This is a genomic window from Pseudomonas sp. R3.Fl (assembly GCF_023516765.1).
Lineage (GTDB): Bacteria > Pseudomonadota > Gammaproteobacteria > Pseudomonadales > Pseudomonadaceae > Pseudomonas > Pseudomonas citronellolis.
This window is the reverse complement of sequence record NZ_JAMGSO010000001.1, coordinates 7,015,776-7,034,526: the sequence shown is the minus strand read 5'-3', so window position 1 is coordinate 7,034,526 and position 18,751 is coordinate 7,015,776. Positions and strand designations below refer to the sequence as shown.

Here is an 18,751-nt window from a genome sequence, read left to right as displayed (position 1 = left end):
GGTTGCCGGATTCGGCGCCACCACCCTCCCCCCGCGGCACTTTCCACCCATCGGAAAAATGACTTTTATTTCTTGTAAAACAAAGAGATAGGCCAGCGTATATCCGCCGACATATGGACACCCACAAGGCCCGTCCCTAGCGTGGAGCCCCACGGCAATCCCACACCAACAACAAGCAGGAGATACCCATGGGACGACTAAACGGCAAAGTGGCGCTCATCACCGGCGGCGCAGGCGGCTGCGGCCTGGCCGCGTCCGAACTCTTCGCCCGCGAAGGCGCCAAGGTCGCCTTGCTCGACCTTCCGCACAGCGACGGCAAGGCGGTGGCCGAGCGGATCAACGCCGCCGGCGGCACGGCCCTCTTCGTGCCCACCGACGTCTCCGTCGCCGAGCAGGTCGGGCGTGCGGTGGCGCAGGTGGAGGAACGCTTCGGCGCCATCACCGTGCTGATGAACCACGCCGGCACCATCCACGTCGGGCCCTTCCTGGAAACCCGCGAGAGCGACTGGGACCGGCTGATGAACATCAACGTGAAGAGCATGTTCCTGGTCACCCGCGCCGTGCTGCCGAAGATGATCGAGGCCGGCGGCGGCAGCATCATCTGCACCTCGTCGATCTCCGGCGTGGTCGGCACCCCCATGGAAGTCCTGTACTGCACCACCAAGGGCGCCTGCCACATGTTCGCCCGGGCGATCTCGGTGGAATACCGCGACCGCAACATCCGCAGCAACGCCATCTGCCCCGGCTTCATCGGCACCGCCCACGGCCGCCGCGAGCTGGACCTGCTGCGCGAATTCGGCACCGAGGTTTCCGACGAGGCGCTGCGCGCCATGCAGGGCCGCCTGTGCGACCCGCGCGAGGTGGCCTCGGCGGCGCTGTTCCTGGCCAGCGACGACGCCAGCTTCGTCAACGGCGCCCACCTGTTCGTCGACAACGCCTACACCGCGGCCTGACCGGCCCGAGCCGCGCGCCCAGACCTACAACAACGCCCGGCTCGCAAAACACTTAGCTCTGCCAATAGACAAGAAACCTACAAGAGACAGAGGCAGCTAATGGAAAACATCGGCACGTACGTCATCTACCTCATCATGGCCTGCGCCGTGGTCGGCGCCATCGCCTCCATCCTCGACGCCGAGTCGAAGCTGGGCAAGGAGTTCAACGCCGGCCTGCACAGCATCGGCCCGATCTTCATCCCGGTCGCCGGCATCATGGCCGCGATCCCCTTCATCTCCAGCTTCATCAGCCACTACGTGGGCCCGCTGTTCACCGCGCTGGGCGCAGACCCGGGCATCGCCGGGGCGATCTTCATCGCTTCCGACCTGGGCGGCTACCAGCTGGCGCAGGCCCTGGCCCACGACCCGGAAGGCTGGATCCTCGGGCTGATCACCGGCTTCCAGTCCGGTTCGACCATCATCTTCGTCATCCCCGTGGGCCTGGCCATGCTCGCCAAGGCCGACCACAAGTACATGGCCCTGGGCATCATGGCCGGGCTGCTGAGCATTCCCATCAGCATCGTGTTCATCGCCATGGGCATGCAGCTGCTGGGCTTGGGCGTGCGCCCGGACATCGCAACCAGCGGCGCCGCCACCCTGCAACTGCACTTCGACCTGCCGATGCTGCTGCGCAACCTGCTGCCGCAGATTCTCTTCTGCATCGCCCTGGCCGCCGCGCTGCGCTACGTGCCGGGGCTGATGGTGCGGCTGTTCCTCAAGCTGGGCAGTATCATGTACGCGGCGGTCACGCTGATCCTGGTGGCGTCCATCGTCGAATACTTCACCGGCTTCTTCACCGCCAACTTCGGCAGCTGGGGCTTCGCCCCCATCATCGCCGACAAGCAGGACCAGTTCCGCGCGCTGGAAATCTCCGGCTACGTGGGCATCATGCTCTGCGGCGCCTTCCCGATGGTCTACCTGATCAAGCGTTTCCTCTCCCGCCCCATCGAGCGCGTGGCCTCGCACCTGGGCCTGTCGCCGGTGGGCGCGGCGGGCATCCTCGCGGCGTCGGCCAACATCCTCGCCATGTTCCGCCTGGTGGCGGACATGCCGCCCAAGGACAAGGTGCTGGTCATCGCCTTCGCGGTGAGCGCGGCCTTCACCTTCGGCGACCACCTGGCCTACTCCGCCAACTTCCAGCCGAGCTTGATCCTGCCGCTGATCATTGGAAAACTCAGCGGTGGCCTGATCGGCATGCTCCTGGCCTACTGGCTGGCGGTGCCCAAGGCGCAGCAGTTGGGCAGCCAGGAAGCACCGCAGGACGCACTGCGCGCCTCGACCGGACTGTCCTGACGCACCCGCGCAGGGGCGCCCCGCGGCGCCCCTGCCAGGCCCAGGCACCCGCCGGCCCCGCGCCGGCGCGGCAACACCGGCTCAAGACAGGCGACGCAGCCCTCCATGAACAGCCAAGACGCGAAGAAGCTGGCGGACCTGATGGCCGCCGTCGGCACCGACAAGCTGGGGCACGCCATCGGCTCGCTGCTGGACGGCAGGGTCGGCTTCGACATGAGCTGCGGATACCTGTTCCGCTTCGACCGCAACGCGGAACTGCTGCACGACGGCTACAACGGCCAGGTGTCGGCGAAGACCCTGGAGGCCTATTCCCGCGGCGGCTATCTGCTCGATCCCTTCTACGTGGCCAGCATGAACCGCCACCCGGCCGGCCTGTGGCGCATGAGCGACCTGGCGCCGGACAGCTTCTTCTCCTCCGGCTTCGCCATCTCCCGCGACCTGCACCCCTGCGTGTCGTCCACCCACGGCACCCAGGTCGAGGAGATCGGCTACATCATCCACCTGCAGCCGCGCACGGCCATCGTCTTCTCGCTGATGAAGGCCGAGGACCACGGCCCCTTCGCACCAAAGGAAGTCCAGCACCTGGAAACCCTGGCGCCAGTGATAGCCGCGGCCTGGGAACTGCACTGGCGCACCGCCCTGAAGCCCGCCGAAGCCACCACGGAAGCGCCCGAAAGCGAACTGGAGAGCGCCTTCGTCGACATCCTCCAGGGCCAGTTGACCGACGCCCAGCGCTACATCGCCAAGCTCATCCTGCAAGGCCACAGCAACGCCTCCATCGCCCACCTGCTGGGCATCTCCGAAGGCACCGTGAAGGTCCACAAGCACAACATCTACCAGCGCCTGGAAATCTCCAGCAACTCGGACCTGTTCCGGTTGTTCATCGGCTATATCGCGCAGTCGGCGAGGTAGGGGCGTTTAGCTGTTCAAGCCCGGACACAAGAGCGACTGCCTTGCAGGCTGCTCGCTCCTACGAAAAGCTGTGCCAGCCCGTACTGTAGGAGCGGACTCCGTCCGCGATTGGGCTCACCGACCAGGCCGGACACCCCGTGTGACATAGCCAGCGGCGGATAACCGCGAACGGTTATCCGCCCTACAAACTCTCCGGCTGACGCTGGGTTATACGCCCACGCCGAACGGCCCCCTCTCCCTCCGGGAGAGGGCTGGGGTAAGGGCAACGGACGTCGCCCACACTCCGCAGCCAAACCTGTGCTCCGCTCCCCCTCCCTAACCCTCCCCTGCAAGCGGGAGAGGGGACCGTTCGGCGCAGTGCGGAATCACGAAGCTCCCTGCCTCCACCGTCCACTCCTACGTCTCTGGGTTCCCGCGTTCGCGGGAATGACGGAGGTATCAGGACTGCGCCCGAGTTTGACGCCGCTCAGGACGGCCCCCTCTCCCGCTTGCGGGAGAGGGCTGGGGAGAGGGTGCTCTTCTGCGAACCTCCGCTCCAACCTCAACCCCGTCATACCCACGCTCACAAGAATGACAAGAGAGAGCTAGGCGCCCCCGGATAACTCCGGATAATGAACGGCATCCCGCCCGCGTCGAAACAAGAGGCCCCAATGCTCACCGTGCAAGACCTGATCGAGATCGAGCTGCTGAAACTGCAGGCGGTCGCCGGCAGGCCGATGACGCCGCCCAGGGCCAGCGTACTGATGTGTCGCGTCTTGAGCGGGAGCCAGGTTTCGTAGGCGAGGGAGAATCGGGGGGTGTTAACGAATGGCGGTCTGGGTCGCTCCCGAAGAGCAGCAGTCGACCAGCAGCAGCCGCGCAAAAGCACCGCACCAACCTCACCCCAGCGCCATCCGTTTCTCCACCAGAAAATCGATCAACGCCCGCACCTTGGCCGGCACCTGGGCACGCGTAGGGGCATACAGGTAGAAGCCGGCGAAGGACGGGCACCAGGGCTGAAGCACATGCACCAGCTCTCCGGATGCCAGTTGTTCGCGGATGCAGACGTCCAGGTACTTGACCAGCCCCACCCCCTGCACGGCCGCTTTGAGCATGCTCTCGTCGTCGTTGAACACGACGCTGCCCCGCGGTTCGAACACGTGGGGCCGGGCCTCGGTATCCGGCGCGGTGAAAGACCAGCGATCCAGCGTCCCGCTGCTGGTGAAGCGGTATGCCAGGCAGTTGTGGCGAACCAGGTCCGCCGGCGTCTCGGGGGGCCGTGACGCTTGAAGTATCCGGCGAGCCAACGATCGCCATCTCGATGCGCGGCGTGATCGGCACCATGTGCTCGTCCAGGCTCTCCCCCAGGCGGATCCCCACGTCCGCGCCGTCGGCGATGATGTTGGCGAAGCCGTCATTGAGCACCCGTTCCAGACGTAGCCCCGGATAACGGGAAAGGAACTCGCCCAGGTGCGGCTCCAGCAACGTCCGGGCGGCGATGCGCGAGGAAGACGCGCCCAACGAAGAACTGCGCGAAGCCTGGGAGTATTACCACACCCCGCGCTGCGAGCACCCCAACGCTCCGGGCTACATGGCCGCCCGGAGCCTGCCGCAGATCATCACCTACGACGCCTACCACAAGGCCGAAGCCTTCCTCACCCAGCCCTTGCAGATCGTGGCGGGCACCCTGGCCGGCAGCAAATGGATGAGCGATGACCTCCTCGCCCGCACAGCGTCCCAGGACAAGCACATGCACCTGATCGAGGGCGCCAACCACATGTCGCTGTACGACAAGCAACCCTATGTCGACGAAGCCGTGTCGGTGCTGGCCGGGTTCTTCAAGAGCCGTCTGTAAGCCCCGCCGCCAGTGGCCCAACCCTCCGCAGATGCCGATCGCATCGGCGCCATCGGCATCTGCGGAGGCGGCGCCTACACCATCAACGCAGCCATCACCGACCATCGAATGCGCCACGTCATCGACTATCTGCCAGGCTCGGTGGAGACAGGCAGATCGCCTCTTCGTAGGGTCGAGGGGGACGCCTGGTTCTTGCTCGTGAATGAGCAGCGCAGTGAAGTGTGTTCGCGAGCAAGCTCGCTCCTACGAGAAGCCGTGCCCACCCGTATGGCAGGAGCGGACCTTGTCCGCGATGGCCGGAGGCTCCGGCGCGATTCGCGGATGAGATCCGCTCCTACGGGTTGCCCCGCACCAAGCCCCTTGCAGGAGCGCGCCCTGCGCGCGAAATCGCGGGCAGGGCCCGCTCCTACACCGCTTGCGGGAGAGGGAGTGGGGTTGCCCGAAGTACAGCTACCGCCGGTGCACGCCGTTCGCGCAGGGCGCGCTCATACAAACGTTGTGCGCACAGGCGTATCGAAGGCATCGACCTGAAGCTCCGCCACCCTGTATTAGCCTGAGCTTGAATCGGACTTCCGCAAAAGCGAATTCCTTCCCGTCCGCACGCGCCCACATCATGCCGGCCATCATCCTCAAAGCGGACACAAGGCATGACCGACTTCGATCCTTCGGCATGGCTGGGGCGTACCCAGGAAGTGCACGACCAGCTCAGCCGCAACCTCGTGCAGCGCATCGCGGCGACCTTCAGCCTCCAGGCGCCGGCCCATGGCGAGGAGCTACCGTGGCTCTGGCACTGGTGCTTTTTCAATGAGCAGGTAGCGGGTAGCCGCCTGGGGCCGGACGGCCATCCCACGCTAGGCACCTTCATGCCGCCGGCCCACGGGCGCAACCGCATGTGGGCCGGCGGCCGCCTGGAATTCCTCGAACCGCTGCGGATCGGCGCCGAAGCCTGGCGCAAGACGCGTATCGAGCGCATAGAGGAGAAGGCCGGGCGCACCGGTTCGCTGCTGTTCGTCACCCTCGCCCACGAGTACTGGCAGGACCAGCGCCTGTGCCTGCGCGAAGAGCAGGACATCGTCTACCGTGAGCCCTCGCCGCCCAAGCTCGGCGCAGGCGAGCCCTCGCCCCAGGCCGAGTGGGAAGAGCGCATCGCGCCCGAGCCCACCCTGCTCTTCCGCTACTCCGCGGTGACCTTCAACGCCCACCGCATCCATTACGACTGGCCCTACGTCACCGGCGCCGAGGGCTATCCGGGGCTGGTGGTGCACGGGCCGCTGACCGCCACGCTGAGCCTCGCCGCCTTCGCCCGGGCCAACCCGCTGGCACGCCTGCGCCGCTTCAGCTTCCGTGGCGTGCGGCCGTTGATCGCCCCCGAGCCGTTCCAGGTGGGCGGGCGCCACACCGAGCCCGGCACAGCCGAGCTGTGGGCCGCCAACTCCACCGGCGTGTGCCAGCGCGCCGAAGTCCTGTTCGACTGACCCCGCCCCGCGTCCATCCCACTGACGCAGCCCAAAGGAAGACCGATGAACCACCACGACAATGAACAACTCAACGCCATCCGCGAAGGCGTGCGCGCCCTGTGCGCGGAATTCCCCAGCTCCTACTGGCGCGAGATCGACGAGCGCAAGGGCTTCCCCGAAGCCTTCGTCAAAGCCATGACCGAGGCCGGCTGGCTGTCGGCGATGATCCCCGAGGAATACGGCGGCTCCGGCCTGGGCCTGGCCGAGGCCTCGGTGATCCTCGAAGAGGTGAACCACTGCGGCGGCAACTCCGGGACCATCCACGGGCAGATGTACAACATGTTCACCCTGCTGCGCAGCGGCAGCGAGGAGCAGAAGCGCTACTACCTGCCGAAGCTGGCCAGCGGCGAGCTGCGCCTGCAGTCCATGGGCGTCACCGAGCCGACCACCGGCACCGACACCACCAAGATCAAGACCACCGCCGTGCGCCAGGGCGACAAGTACGTGGTCAACGGCCAGAAGGTGTGGATCTCCCGCGTGCAGCACTCCGACCTGATGATCCTGCTGGCGCGCACCACGCCGCTGGCCGAGGTGAAGAAGAAGGCCGACGGCATGTCGATCTTCCTGGTCGACCTGCGCGAAGCCATCGGCAACGGCCTGACCGTGCAACCGATCGCCAACCTGGTCAACCACGAGACCAACGAGCTGTTCTTCGACAACCTGGAAATCCCCGCCAGCAGCCTGATCGGCGAGGAAGGCAAGGGCTTCCGCTACATCCTCGACGGGCTCAACGCCGAGCGCACGCTGATCGCTGCCGAATGCATCGGCGATGGCCGCTGGTTCATCGAGAAGGCCAGCCAGTACGCCCGCGACCGCGTGGTGTTCGGCCGCCCGATCGGGCAGAACCAGGGCGTGCAGTTCCCCATCGCCGAGGCGCACATCGAGGTGGAAGCGGCCGACCTGATGCGCTGGAAGGCCTGCGCGGAATACGACGCCGGGCGCAACGCCGGGGCCGCGGCGAACATGGCCAAGTACCTGGCGGCCAAGGCCAGCTGGGAGGCGGCCAACGCCTGCCTGCAGACCCACGGCGGCTTCGGTTTCGCCAACGAATACGACGTGGAGCGCAAGTTCCGCGAGACGCGCCTGTACCAGGTGGCGCCGATCTCCACCAACCTGATCCTGTCCTACGTGGCCGAGCACCTGCTCGAACTGCCGCGCTCGTTCTGACGGAGGCCACATGCAACTGGACAAGCTGCGCAGCGCGCTGTTCGTGCCGGGAGATCGCCCGGAGCGCTTCGCCAAGGCCCTGGCCAGCGGCGCCGATGCCGTGATCGTCGACCTGGAGGATGCCGTGCAGGCGTCCGCCAAGGCCCAGGCGCGCGAACATCTGCGCGCTTTCCTCGACGCCAGCCCCGACGCCGGCGTCTGGGTGCGGGTGAACATGGCCGGGCACCGGGAACACGATGCGGACCTCGACCTGTGCCGTCATCGTGGCGTGGTCGGCCTGCTGCTTCCCAAGGCGGAAAGCGTCGAGCAGGTGGTCAATGCCGCCACGGTCGGCAAGCCGGTACTGCCCATCGTCGAGAGCGCCCCGGGCCTGCAGGCATTGCCGGAAATGGCACGGGTCGCCGGCGTGCAGCGCCTGACCTTCGGCGGTCTCGACCTGTGCCTGGACCTGGGCATCAGCGCCGGCACCGCGGTCGCAACGCGCCTGCTCGACCAGGTGCGCTACGCGCTGTTGCTGCACACCCGCCTGGCCGGCCTCGCCGCGCCGCTGGACACCGTGTTTCCCGAGATCGCCGACCTCGAGGGCCTTGCCCGCTTCGCCCGCGAAGCCCGAGATGCCGGGTTCGCCGGCATGCTGTGCATCCATCCGCGCCAGGTGATCGGCGTGCACCAGGCGCTGGCGCCGACCCGCGAGCAACTGGACTGGGCACGGAAGATCGTCAGTGCTACCCGGGGCAATGGCGCCTTCCAGCTGGACGGGCAGATGGTCGATGCGCCGGTGATCGAACGCGCCCGGCGCCTGCTCGCGCTGCACGACTGACAGCACCGACCTCGCTTGCGCCGGCCCTCGTGGCCGGCTTTTTTTTGCGCCGCCGCCACGCTACGGAACTCAGGCCGCGCAAACGCGAACGCCCGGTCCATCGTGGAGACCAGGCGTGCGTTTACCTCAGGGTCGGGATTCCGGTATCGGCAAGGGGTGTCTCGCCGTCCGGGCGCACCGGGCAAGCCCGGTGGATCGGGCAGCCACCTACTTGTGGAAGGCGGCCCCGCGACTCATTTCAGCGACAGCGTGTAAGAGAGGATCAGGCGATTCTCGTCCAGCTCGCCGGCGCCATCGGAGCGCACTGTCGCATTGCGCCAGCGCACGCCGAAGTTCTTCAGCGGGCCACTCTGCACCACATAGGTGATGTCCAGGTTGCGCTCCCATTCCTTGCCGGCCTTGCCGCCGATCTCATAGCCGTCGCCACGGATGTAGCGGTTGATCATGGTCAGGCCGGGGATGCCGAAGGCGCTGAAGTCCAGATCATGGCGCACCTGCCAGGAGGTTTCCTGTGCGCGGGTGAAATCGAGGATCTGCACCACGTTGGCACCGTAGGTGTCGGCATCCTGCAGGTACGGGAAGGGACTGTCGCCGCTGTTGTCCTGGTAGCCGACGCGGAAGGTCTGCGCGCCGTAGTTGGCCGAGAGCATCGCGGTGGTCAGGCCGTTGTCGATGTCGCCGCCACGGGCAGCGCCGTTCTCCGAGGAATCGAAGTAGCCCAGGTTGGCGCTCAGTACCCAGTCGCCCACCTTGCGGCTGCCCTGGAAGCCCAGATAGTTCTGCTCGTAGACATCCTGCAGCTCGGCACGCCAGTACGCGAGGTTGACCGTTGGCGAGAAGGCATAGGTAGCGCCGAAGTAGTCGAAGTGATCACCACTGACGTTGTAGTTGCCGGCGATGATCTCGTCGTGGTTGCCACTGGAGTTGCGGAAGTTGACCTTGTCGAAACGGCCCAGGTCCAGGGTCAGGTTGTCGATGTCGCTGGAGGTCAGCGTGGCGCCGTTGTAGATCGGCGGCAGCAGGCGCGCATCGCTGGAGAGCAGCACCGGCGTCTTGGGGGTGAAGCCGCCGACCTTCAGCTCGGTCTTGGCGATCTTCATCTTCGCCACGCCCGAGAGGTCGCTGTAGCTGCCAGGGCCGGAATCGCCGAAGCGGTTGGGCAACAGGCCGGTGCCGGCGCGGGCGTCGGAGGAATCGAGCTTCAGGCCCAGCGCGCTGTACAGCTCCAGCCCCACGCCGACGGTGCCTTCGGTGTAGCCCGACTTGGCGCTGAACATGAAGCCCTGGGCCCACTCCTCGCGCTTGGATTGCGGCGCGTTGTCCTGGCGGAAGTCGCGGTTGAAGTAGATGTTGCGCAGGCTGAGGTTGACGCTGCTGTCCTTGATGAAATCGGCATGGGCCAGCGCCGGGAGCGCCAGGGCCGGCGGCAGCGCGAGCAGGCCGCAGAGCCGGGCCAGAGAAGGATTCTGCATGGAGGTATCCGTGTTGGTTGTTGTTGTTTTCTTGAAGCGGTGCAAAGGGCCCGGAAGGAGCGCCGGGTGCGCTGAAGGATGCAAACGCGGGAACGGATAGGGGTATTGGGTTTTGCTTAAGGAGCCGTTTCGCCCAGGCAAAGATCGCGGCCGAACCCCCGCGGGCGCTGCGGGTTAAGCAACGGCGAAGGCAGGCTTTCACGATGCGAAATTGCCCAGGCCATCCCACCTTGCCCATGCTGCCCGGCATTTCCCGCACAAGGTCGAGTCCATGAACGACGCACTGATCGTTTCGCCATTGCGCACCCCCATCGGCAAGTTCGGCGGCGCCCTCGCCCCGCTGACCGCCGACCAGCTCGCCGCCGGCATCATCCAGGCCCTGCTGCAGCGCCTGGACATTCCCCCGGCGACGCTGGACGAGGTGATCGTCTCGCAGTCCTATGCCTCCAGCGAGGCGCCCTGCATGGGCCGCTATGCCGCGCTGGCCGCCGGCCTGCCGCTGGAAGTGCCCGGCTATACCCTCGACCGCCGCTGCGGCTCCGGCCTGCAGGCGCTGGCCGACGCGGCGATGCACGTGCAGACCGGCCACGCCCAGGCGGTGCTGGTGGTGGGCGTGGAGAGCATGAGCAACATCGAGTACTACAGCACCGACATGCGCTGGGGCGCCCGCGCCGGCAGCGTGAAGTTCCACGACCGCCTGGAGCGTGGCCGCGAGCGCTCGCAGCCGCACGAGCGCTTCGGCTACATCTCCGGCATGCCCGAGACGGCCGAGAACCTGGCCCGCGACTACGGCATCAGCCGCGAGGAAGCCGACCGTTTCGCCGTGCGCAGCCACCGCAATGCCGCCGCCGCGTGGCGTGACGGACGCTTCGCCGAAGAAGTGATAGCGGTCGACGTACCCGGAAGGCGCGGCAGCCTAACCAGCGTGTCGATGGACGAAGGCATCCGCGAGGACGCCAGCCTGGAAAGCATGGCCGGCCTGCGCGTGCTGCGGCCCGACGGCGTGTGCACGGCGGGCAACTCCAGCCAGCAGAATGATGCTGCGGCGGCCTGCCTGGTGGTCTCCCCGGACTACGCCCGACGCCACAACCTCAAGCCGCTGGCGCGCCTGGTGGACTGGGCGGCGGCCGGCTGCGACCCCGCGCGCATGGGCATCGGCCCGGTGCCGGCGGTGGAGAAGCTGCTGCAACGCACCCGGCGCACGCTGGCCGAGATGGACCTGATCGAGGTCAACGAGGCCTTCGCCGCCCAGGCGCTGGCCGTGCTCAAGGCCTGGGGCCTGGAGCATGACGAACGGGTCAACGTCAACGGTTCGGGCATCTCCCTGGGCCACCCGATCGGCGCCACCGGCGTGCGCATCATGACCACCCTGCTCCACGAGATGCAGCGCCGCGGCGCACGCTACGGACTGGAAACCCTGTGCATCGGCGGCGGCCAGGGCATGGCCGCGCTGTTCGAGCGGGTGTGAGGGCCGCCATGAACTGGATCGAAGTCAACCAGGCCGCCCTGCGCTACCAGTTGCTGCCGGCCGAACGCCCCGACACGCCGGTGCTGGTACTCATCCACGAGATGGGCGGCAGCCTGGAAAGCTGGGACGACCTCTGCGCCACCCTGGCTGGCGAACTCACGCTGCTGCGCTACGACACCCGCTGCGCCGGGCTGTCGGAAAAATTTCCCGGCGAGTTGGCCATCGACGATCACGTGGCCGACCTGGCAGCCCTGCTCGACGCGCTGCGGATCGATACCCCCGTCGCGCTGATGGGCGTCGCTGTCGGCGCAGCCATCGCCATCCGTTTCGCCGCCCGCTATCCCGGGCGCTGCCAGCAACTGATCGGCCTGGCGCCGGCCTGCGGGGTCGCCGCTTCGGCTCGCGATGCCACCCGCCAGCGCGCTGCCGCGCTGCGTGAAGAAGGCCTGGGTGAACTGGTGCCGGCGCTGCTGGAAAAAACCTGGCCTGTCCCGCTGCGCACCGATGCCGGGCGCTTCGACGCCTTTCGCCTGCGCTGGCGTGCCGCCGATCCCCAGGGCTTCGCCGCGACCTTCGCCATGCTTGCCGGCCTGGAACTGGAAAGCGACCTGCCCCGCCTTCCGCAACGCACCCTGCTGGTGGCCGGCGAATACGACGCCCTACGGCCCCCGGCGGAAATCGACCGCCTGGCCCGATTCGCTGCACAGATCGAGCCTTTGCAGGTAGCCTCCGGGCATTTCATGCCGCTGCAGAGCCCCCGGCTGGTCGCCACGCTGGTGCGCGGTTATGTATGCGCCGGGTTGTCCGGCTCGACGCTCTACCGGGCGTTCATCGAGCACCCGCAGCACCGCGTCGGCGCCAGTGGCCATGCCGCCTGAAGCACACCGTGATAGCAGAACAACGACAATGAGGAACCACGCCCCATGATGCAGTCGCGCAAGATCGGTGACATCAAGGTCACCCGCATACTCGAATACGCAGGCCCCACCCACGACCCGGCGTTCCTCTTCCCACAGATGGACAGCCAGGTGCTGGAAGAACACCGCGAGCTGATGGCGCCGAACCACTGGATTCCGCACATGAACAAGCTGATCGTCACCATCCAGTTCTGGATCGTGCACGTGGACAGCGAGATCGTGGTGATCGATACCGGCGTCGGCAACTTCAAGCCGCGCCCGGGCATCGCGCGGATGAACATGCTCAACGGCCTGGTGCGCGAGTGGATGATTGCCGCCGGCGCGCCACCGGAGAAAGTGACCCACGTCGTCATCACCCACCTGCACGCCGACCACGTGGGCTGGAACACCACCTGGAAGGACGGGCGCTGGGAACCGACCTTCCCCAACGCCACCTACCACTTCCCCAAGGACGACTTCGACTTCTGCCACCAGGGCAAGAACAAGGAAGGCGGCGTCATCGACGTGTTCGGCGAATCCTTCTTCGACAGCGTGATGCCCATCGTCGATGCCGGCCTTGCGCGGATGATGGTGCCCGGCGAGGAAATCGCCGACTGCCTGCAGGTGCAGGCAGCGCCCGGCCACAGCCCCGGCCAGGTGATCTTCAAGGTACGCTCCGGCAACGAGGAAGGCATCTTCTGCGGCGACATCCTGCACAGCCCGGTGCAGATCGTCCGTCCGGATATCAATTCCGGCTACTGCATCTGGGAAGACACCGCCCGGCAGACGCGCCTGGCCTTCCTCAACGAGGCCGCCGACTCCGGCGCGCTGATCCTGCCGGTGCACTTCGGCGAGCCCCATTGCGGCTTCATCCGCCGCCAGGGCGAGGGCTTCCGCTTCGAGGCGGCCCACTGGTGAGCCCGTTGCCTGCGCCGCCCCATGCGGCGCGGGCCGTACATGGCGGCGCCGGAGCGACGAACACCGTCTATGCAGGCCATTCACCAGCCAGTACCGTGGCATACCACTTGGCAAGAAGTACCTGACCATGGCGATGCATTTCGATATCACGGATTTCCGGCTGTTCATCAACATCGCGGAAACCAGCAGCCTCACCCGCGGCGCGGAGCGTTCCTTCCTCTCCGTGCCGGCCACCAGCAACCGCATCAAGAATCTCGAGGACAACCTCGGCATGCGTCTGCTGGAGCGTTCGCCCCAGGGCGTGACCCTGACCAACGCGGGCAAGACCTACCTGCAGCATGCGCGCATCATCCTTTCCCAGCTGGAGATGCTCACCGGCGACCTGCAGCAGTACGCCGAAGGCCTCAAGGGCCAGTTGCGCCTGCTGGCCAACACCACGGCCATTACCGAATACCTGCCGCCGGTGGTGGGCGAATACCTCAAGACCCACCCCGACGTGCACATCGATATGCGCGAGCGCCTGAGCGACGACATCGTGCGCTGCATCCGCGATGGCAGCGCGGACCTGGGCATCGTCTCCGGCAGCGTGGTCACCGACGGCCTGCAGAGCGTGCCGCTGGTGAGCAGCCGGTTGATGGTCATCGCCCCCGAAGGCCACCCGATCCTCGAAGGTGGCGAAGTGCATTTCAAGCAGGCCCTGCAATACGCCTTCGTCTCCCTGCTCGAAGGCAGCGCCATCCACGTCTTCCTCAGCCGCGCGGCGGCGGCGCTGCACATCCCCTTGACCATCCGCGTGCAGGTCGCCAGCTCCGATGCCATCTTCCGCATGGTCGAGGCCGGCGCCGGCATCGCCATCGTGCCCCAGGCCGGCTTCGAGCGGCTCAAGGGCAGCCAGAGAATCGGCTCGTGCAAGCTGCTCGACCCCTGGGCGGTGCGCACCTTCCAGCTCTGCGCCCAGGATTTCGACGGCCTCTCGGCCTTCGCCCGCGACTTCGCCGACAGCCTGATCGACTGCTACCGCGCGGCTTAACCCCAGGTTAAGCCCCCCTTTCGAAGAGGCCAATTGTCCACCCCAAACGAGTCTGGGAGCCTTGTTGCACAAGGACGCGCCACGTTCCAGGGCGCTCCGCAACCAACAATGACAAGGACCACCCATGGCCGAAAAACGCTGGAAGAAACGCCCCGAGGGCTCCAACTGGGGCGACTTCGGCCCCGACGACCAGAGGGGCCGGCTGAACCTGCTGACGCCGCAGAAGGTGCTGCAGGGCATCGCCGAAGTGCGCGAGGGGCTAGCCTTCTGCCTCAGCCTGCCGCTGGACTACCCGGGCGGCAACGCGATGAACGTCAACCGCCTGCCGCCGATCCTGCGCCCGCTGCTGCGCAAGGGCGGGGTCAACATGAATTACCAGTACCAGTGGATCCAGGAAGGCCGCCCCGACGTGCTCAGCGACGACCTGGCGATCCTCCACCTGCAGTACTCCACGCAATGGGACGCGCTCTCCCACGTCGGCGCGCTGTTCGACGCCGATGACGACGGTGTGCCCGAACCGCTGTACTACAACGGCTTCAGCGCCGGCGGCGACGTCGAAGGCCCCAGCGACCTCCAGGACTGCGGCATCGCCGGGCCGATCAAACCCCACAGCACCTCCTGCGCCCACGCGCTGGGCATCGAGCGCATGGCCGAGACCTGCGTGCAGGGCCGCGGCGTGCTGATCGACCTGCACCACCACTTCGGCCTCGAACGCACGCATATCGGCTACGACGAGCTGATGCGGGTGATGGACGCCGACAAGGTGGAAGTCGAGGCCGGCGACATCGTCTGCCTGCATACCGGTTACGCCGAAGCCCTACTGGGGATGAACCGCAACCCCGACCCAGCGGAACTGGATCGGCTGGCCGCCGTGCTCGACGGCCACGATTCGCGGCTGCTGAACTGGATCACCGACAGCAACCTGGTGGCCATCGCCGCCGACAACTACTCGGTGGAAATCTTCCCCGCCGGCCATGCCGGTGATTGTTGCTCGGTGATGCCGCTGCACCACCACTGCCTGTTCAAGCTTGGGGTGCACCTGGGCGAGCTCTGGCACCTCACGCCGCTGGCCAACTGGCTGCGCGCCAACGGCCGCAACCGCTTCCTGCTTACCGCCCCGCCGCTGCGCCTGCCCGGCGCCGTGGGCGCCCCGCTCAACCCCATCGCCACAGTCTGACGGAGTTCCATCATGCCCAGAGAACGCGTGCTCATTACCGGAGGCGCCTCCGGTATCGGCGCGGCCATCGCCCAACGCTGCCGCGAGGACGGATTCGAACCGGTGATCATCGACCGAATCGGCGACGGCCTGATCGCCGACCTCACCGACCCCGCCGCCACTGCCTCCGCCCTGGAACAGGCCCTGGCCGCTGGCCCGATCACCCGCCTGGTGAACAACGTCGGCATGGTCTGCCCCAACCCTGCAGACGAGCAAAGCCTCGAAGAACTGGAGCGGGTCTGGGCGCTGAACGTGCGCTGCTCGCTGCAATGCATGCAGGCGCTGCTGCCGGGCATGAAGGACGCCGGCTTCGGGCGCATCCTCAACATGTCCTCGCGCGCCGCGCTGGGCAAGGAGCTGCGCAGCGCCTACGCGGCCACCAAGGCCGGTTTGCTGGGCATGACCCGCGTCTGGGCGCTGGAGCTGGGCCGGCATGGCATCACCGCCAATGCCATCGGCCCCGGCCCCATCCGTACCGAGCTGTTCGAGCGCGCCAATCCGCCGGATAGCCCGCGCACCCGGGCGATCATCGACAGCGTGCCGGTCAAGCGCCTGGGCGTGCCGGACGACATCGCCCAGGCGGCCTCGTTCTTCCTCGATGCGCGCGCCGGCTTCGTCACCGGCCAGGTGCTCTACGTGTGCGGTGGCATGACCGTCGGTGTAGCCGCCGTCTGACCTGCCTCACCCTGCTGGCCCGCCTCATCAGCAGGCCAGCAGCTTGTTAATCCGCGGTTAAACACCCCTTCCGCAGACTGAAATTGTGACCCCCAGGGCGCGCTGGCAAGCTGGTTTCCAGGCGCGATGAAGGCCGGAAAAGGCCGCATCCGCCTGCGATGAAAACGAAAAAGGACCCGCAGTCATGATCGACAAGCTTTGCCCCAGTGCCGCCCTGGCGCTGGCCGAGATTCCCGACGGCGCGATCATCGCCGTGGGCGGCTTCGGCGGCGCCGGGATGCCCGAGGACCTGATCGATGCGCTGATCGCCCAGGGCGCGCGCGACCTCACCCTGGTGAGCAACAACGCCGGCCAGGGCGATACCGGCCTGGCCGCCCTGCTCAAGGCCGGCCGCGTGCGCCGTATTCTCTGCTCCTACCCGCGCATGGTCGGTTCCCACGTGTTCGAGGAACTGTACCGTGCCGGCAGGATCGAGCTGGAGATCGTCCCCCAGGGCAACCTCGCCGAGCGCCTGCGCGCCGCCGGCTGCGGCATCGGCGGGTTCTTCACCCCCACCGGCTACGGCACCCTGCTCGCCGAAGGCAAGGAAACCCGCCTGATCGACGGCCGCCACTACGTGTTCGAAACCCCGATCCACGTCGACTACGCGCTGATCAACGCCGAGGTCGGCGACCGCTGGGGCAACCTGGTGTACCGCAAGACCGCGCGCAACTTCAGCCCGGTGATGGCCATGGCCGCGCGCCACACCATCGCCTCGGTGGGCCGCGTCTGCGCCCTGGGCGAGATCGACCCGGAGCAGGTGGTCACCCCAGGCATCTTCGTCAAACGCATCGTGCAGCGCACCCGCGCCATCGCCCACAGTCAGGCAGGTTGAGCATGGACAAACAGACCCGCAACGCCATGGCCGCCCGCGTGGCCCGCGACATCCCCGAAGGCGCCTACGTCAACCTGGGCATCGGTTTGCCGACCCTGGTGGCCAACCACCTGCCGGCGGACAAGGACATCTTCCTGCACAGCGAGAACGGCGTGCTCGGCCGCTGGACCGGCGCCAGGCCGGGCGAGGAAGACTGGGACATGATCAACGCCGGCAAGGAGCCGATCTGCCTGGCACCGGGCGCAGCGTTCTTCCACCACGCCGACTCCTTCGGCATGATGCGCGGCGGCCACCTGGACATCTGCGTGCTGGGCGCCTTCCAGGTCGCCGCCAACGGTGACCTGGCCAACTGGCACACCGGCGCGCCGGATGCGATCCCCGCCGTCGGCGGCGCCATGGACCTGGCCATCGGCGCCAAGCGCATCTTCGTGATGATGGAGCACCTGGCCAAGAACGGCGAATGCAAGTTGATCCAACGCTGCACCTACCCGCTCACCGGGATCGGCTGCGTCAGCCGCGTCTACACCGACCTCGCCACCCTGGATATAACCGCCGGCTGCGTGCAGGTCATCGAGCTGGTGGGCGAGACCACGGCCCAGGCATTGCAGGACGTCACGCCGATCCCGCTGGATTTCTCCACTCTCGCCAGCCGCCCCGCGAGAGCCCTGAGCCCGAGCGCCGAACGCGCCCTGGGCAGTTCGGCCTGAGGACGGCAGCGTGGCCACCTTCGACCGTGCCCAGCCCTGGGACCAGGGCGACCTGACGGAACTGCTGAGCCTGGAAGACGGCCCGCAGGACACCTTCCGCAGCACCGTCAACGACAGCAACGCCAATGGCCGCGTCTACGCCGGGCAGCTACTCGGCCAGGCCCTCTGGGCCGCCGCGCAGACCACCCCGCAGCGCGTGCCCAGTACCCTGCAGGCCACCTTCCTGCAAGGTGCCCGTCCCGAGGGGGCTCTGGAATACAAGGTCGAGGCGTTGCAGGACGGCCGGCGCTTTTCCAGCCGGCACATCTATGGCGTGCAGGGCACCTCGCTGGTGCTCAGCGCCCATGCGACCTTCCAGAACCCTGGAGAAACGCTCGAACCTGTACCGCGCCTGGATCGCGAGGTCCCGCCAGCGGAGAGCCTGCCCGACCTGCGCGAACTGGCCGAACGCTACCCCGGCCAGGGCGAGGCGCTGCAGGTACGCTTCACCGGGCTACCGTTACTGGACATCCGCCCGGTGAACCCGGAGGCCTGCTTCGCCGGTTCACCGCCACGGAACGAGATCGCCTACTGGGTGCGCCTGCTGCAGCCGTTGACCGCCGAGGGCTGTCTGCACCACGCGGCGCTGGCGTACCTGTCCGACTGCTGGTTCAACGGCGCCCTGGCGCCACCGTTGGGCATGCACGAACTGTGGCAACACCACTATGTCGCCAACCTCAACCACACGCTCTGGTTCCACACGCCCGAACCGGCCTGCGACGACTGGCTGCTGTTCGTCAGCCAGGCCACCCGCAGCCTGGCCGGGCGCGGCCTGGCACTGGTGCACATCTACTGCCGCGACGGCCGCCTGATCGCCAGCATGGCCCAGGACCTGCTGATTTCGCCGAGGACCGACTGATCGCTTAGCACGGCCGAAAGGCAGGCTTTCGCAAAGGCAAATGGGCGCACGCAGCAATCTGC

At 67.1% G+C, this 18,751-nt stretch carries 19 protein-coding genes; 17 read left to right on the top strand and 2 right to left on the bottom strand.

Annotation, left to right across the window (positions count from 1 at the left end):
• Window positions 1–188: 188 nt before the first annotated feature.
• The 4 genes from M8R19_RS31070 (at window position 189) to M8R19_RS33270 (ending at window position 3,976) form a co-directional block, all read left to right on the top strand.
• Entirely contained in the window at window positions 189–953 is a 765-nt protein-coding gene (locus tag M8R19_RS31070; protein WP_249919889.1) for an SDR family NAD(P)-dependent oxidoreductase, read from the top strand.
• 99 nt (window positions 954–1,052) lie between these two features.
• Window positions 1,053–2,285, top strand: a complete 1,233-nt coding sequence (gene eutH, locus M8R19_RS31065; RefSeq protein WP_249919888.1) for an ethanolamine utilization protein EutH — start codon at window positions 1,053–1,055, stop codon at window positions 2,283–2,285.
• Between the two features lie 105 nt (window positions 2,286–2,390).
• Window positions 2,391–3,197: a helix-turn-helix transcriptional regulator gene (locus tag M8R19_RS31060; protein WP_249919887.1), complete on the top strand. Its 807-nt coding sequence runs from the start codon at window positions 2,391–2,393 to the stop codon at window positions 3,195–3,197.
• Window positions 3,198–3,847: 650 nt separating this feature from the next.
• Window positions 3,848–3,976, top strand: a complete 129-nt coding sequence (locus tag M8R19_RS33270; protein ID WP_258872516.1) for a hypothetical protein — start codon at window positions 3,848–3,850, stop codon at window positions 3,974–3,976.
• Window positions 3,977–4,075: 99 nt separating this feature from the next.
• Here the strand turns inward: M8R19_RS33270 and M8R19_RS31055 are convergent, their stop codons facing one another.
• The gene (locus M8R19_RS31055) at window positions 4,076–4,594 is read right to left on the bottom strand and encodes a LysR substrate-binding domain-containing protein (RefSeq protein WP_249919886.1); all 519 of its coding nucleotides are present in this window, start codon (window positions 4,592–4,594) and stop codon (window positions 4,076–4,078) included.
• A gap of 80 nt (window positions 4,595–4,674) precedes the next feature.
• On the opposite strand from M8R19_RS31055, the gene M8R19_RS31050 reads away from it, so the two are divergent.
• The 4 genes from M8R19_RS31050 to M8R19_RS31035 all read left to right on the top strand — a co-directional run bounded on the left by M8R19_RS31050 (window position 4,675) and on the right by M8R19_RS31035 (window position 8,535).
• Window positions 4,675–5,031 (top strand): alpha/beta hydrolase family protein, encoded by a 357-nt coding sequence (locus M8R19_RS31050; protein ID WP_249919885.1) that lies wholly within the window; start codon window positions 4,675–4,677, stop codon window positions 5,029–5,031.
• Between the two features lie 647 nt (window positions 5,032–5,678).
• On the top strand, window positions 5,679–6,506 hold the full coding sequence (locus M8R19_RS31045) for an HTD2 family dehydratase (protein WP_249919884.1): 828 nt from the start codon (window positions 5,679–5,681) through the stop codon (window positions 6,504–6,506).
• 45 nt (window positions 6,507–6,551) lie between these two features.
• A complete protein-coding gene (locus M8R19_RS31040) occupies window positions 6,552–7,715 on the top strand; it encodes an acyl-CoA dehydrogenase family protein (protein ID WP_249919883.1) in 1,164 nt (387 codons plus the stop codon).
• Window positions 7,716–7,725: 10 nt separating this feature from the next.
• On the top strand, window positions 7,726–8,535 hold the full coding sequence (locus M8R19_RS31035; RefSeq protein ID WP_116425256.1) for an HpcH/HpaI aldolase/citrate lyase family protein: 810 nt from the start codon (window positions 7,726–7,728) through the stop codon (window positions 8,533–8,535).
• 233 nt (window positions 8,536–8,768) lie between these two features.
• Here the strand turns inward: M8R19_RS31035 and M8R19_RS31030 are convergent, their stop codons facing one another.
• A complete protein-coding gene (locus tag M8R19_RS31030) occupies window positions 8,769–10,007 on the bottom strand; it encodes an OprD family porin (RefSeq protein ID WP_180711931.1) in 1,239 nt (412 codons plus the stop codon).
• Between the two features lie 271 nt (window positions 10,008–10,278).
• Between M8R19_RS31030 and M8R19_RS31025 the strand changes: the two genes are divergently transcribed.
• The 9 genes from M8R19_RS31025 (at window position 10,279) to M8R19_RS30985 (ending at window position 18,689) form a co-directional block, all read left to right on the top strand.
• The gene (locus tag M8R19_RS31025) at window positions 10,279–11,475 is read left to right on the top strand and encodes an acetyl-CoA C-acetyltransferase (protein ID WP_249919882.1); all 1,197 of its coding nucleotides are present in this window, start codon (window positions 10,279–10,281) and stop codon (window positions 11,473–11,475) included.
• Window positions 11,476–11,483: 8 nt separating this feature from the next.
• Window positions 11,484–12,353 carry an alpha/beta fold hydrolase gene (locus M8R19_RS31020; RefSeq protein ID WP_116425259.1) on the top strand — a complete coding sequence of 290 codons (870 nt, stop codon included), beginning with the start codon at window positions 11,484–11,486 and terminating at the stop codon, window positions 12,351–12,353.
• Window positions 12,354–12,398: 45 nt separating this feature from the next.
• Window positions 12,399–13,289, top strand: a complete 891-nt coding sequence (locus tag M8R19_RS31015; RefSeq protein WP_249919881.1) for an MBL fold metallo-hydrolase — start codon at window positions 12,399–12,401, stop codon at window positions 13,287–13,289.
• A gap of 127 nt (window positions 13,290–13,416) precedes the next feature.
• A complete protein-coding gene (locus M8R19_RS31010; protein WP_074984416.1) occupies window positions 13,417–14,319 on the top strand; it encodes a LysR family transcriptional regulator in 903 nt (300 codons plus the stop codon).
• A gap of 124 nt (window positions 14,320–14,443) precedes the next feature.
• The gene (locus tag M8R19_RS31005) at window positions 14,444–15,496 is read left to right on the top strand and encodes a cyclase family protein (protein ID WP_249919880.1); all 1,053 of its coding nucleotides are present in this window, start codon (window positions 14,444–14,446) and stop codon (window positions 15,494–15,496) included.
• 12 nt (window positions 15,497–15,508) lie between these two features.
• Window positions 15,509–16,210, top strand: a complete 702-nt coding sequence (locus M8R19_RS31000) for an SDR family oxidoreductase (protein ID WP_180711927.1) — start codon at window positions 15,509–15,511, stop codon at window positions 16,208–16,210.
• 184 nt (window positions 16,211–16,394) lie between these two features.
• Window positions 16,395–17,084 carry a 3-oxoacid CoA-transferase subunit A gene (locus M8R19_RS30995; protein ID WP_249919879.1) on the top strand — a complete coding sequence of 230 codons (690 nt, stop codon included), beginning with the start codon at window positions 16,395–16,397 and terminating at the stop codon, window positions 17,082–17,084.
• A 2-nt stretch (window positions 17,085–17,086) separates the two neighbouring features.
• Window positions 17,087–17,791, top strand: coding sequence for a 3-oxoacid CoA-transferase subunit B (locus M8R19_RS30990; protein ID WP_283939527.1), 705 nt, complete (start codon window positions 17,087–17,089; stop codon window positions 17,789–17,791).
• A gap of 10 nt (window positions 17,792–17,801) precedes the next feature.
• Window positions 17,802–18,689 carry an acyl-CoA thioesterase gene (locus M8R19_RS30985; RefSeq protein WP_249919877.1) on the top strand — a complete coding sequence of 296 codons (888 nt, stop codon included), beginning with the start codon at window positions 17,802–17,804 and terminating at the stop codon, window positions 18,687–18,689.
• Window positions 18,690–18,751 lie beyond the last annotated feature (62 nt).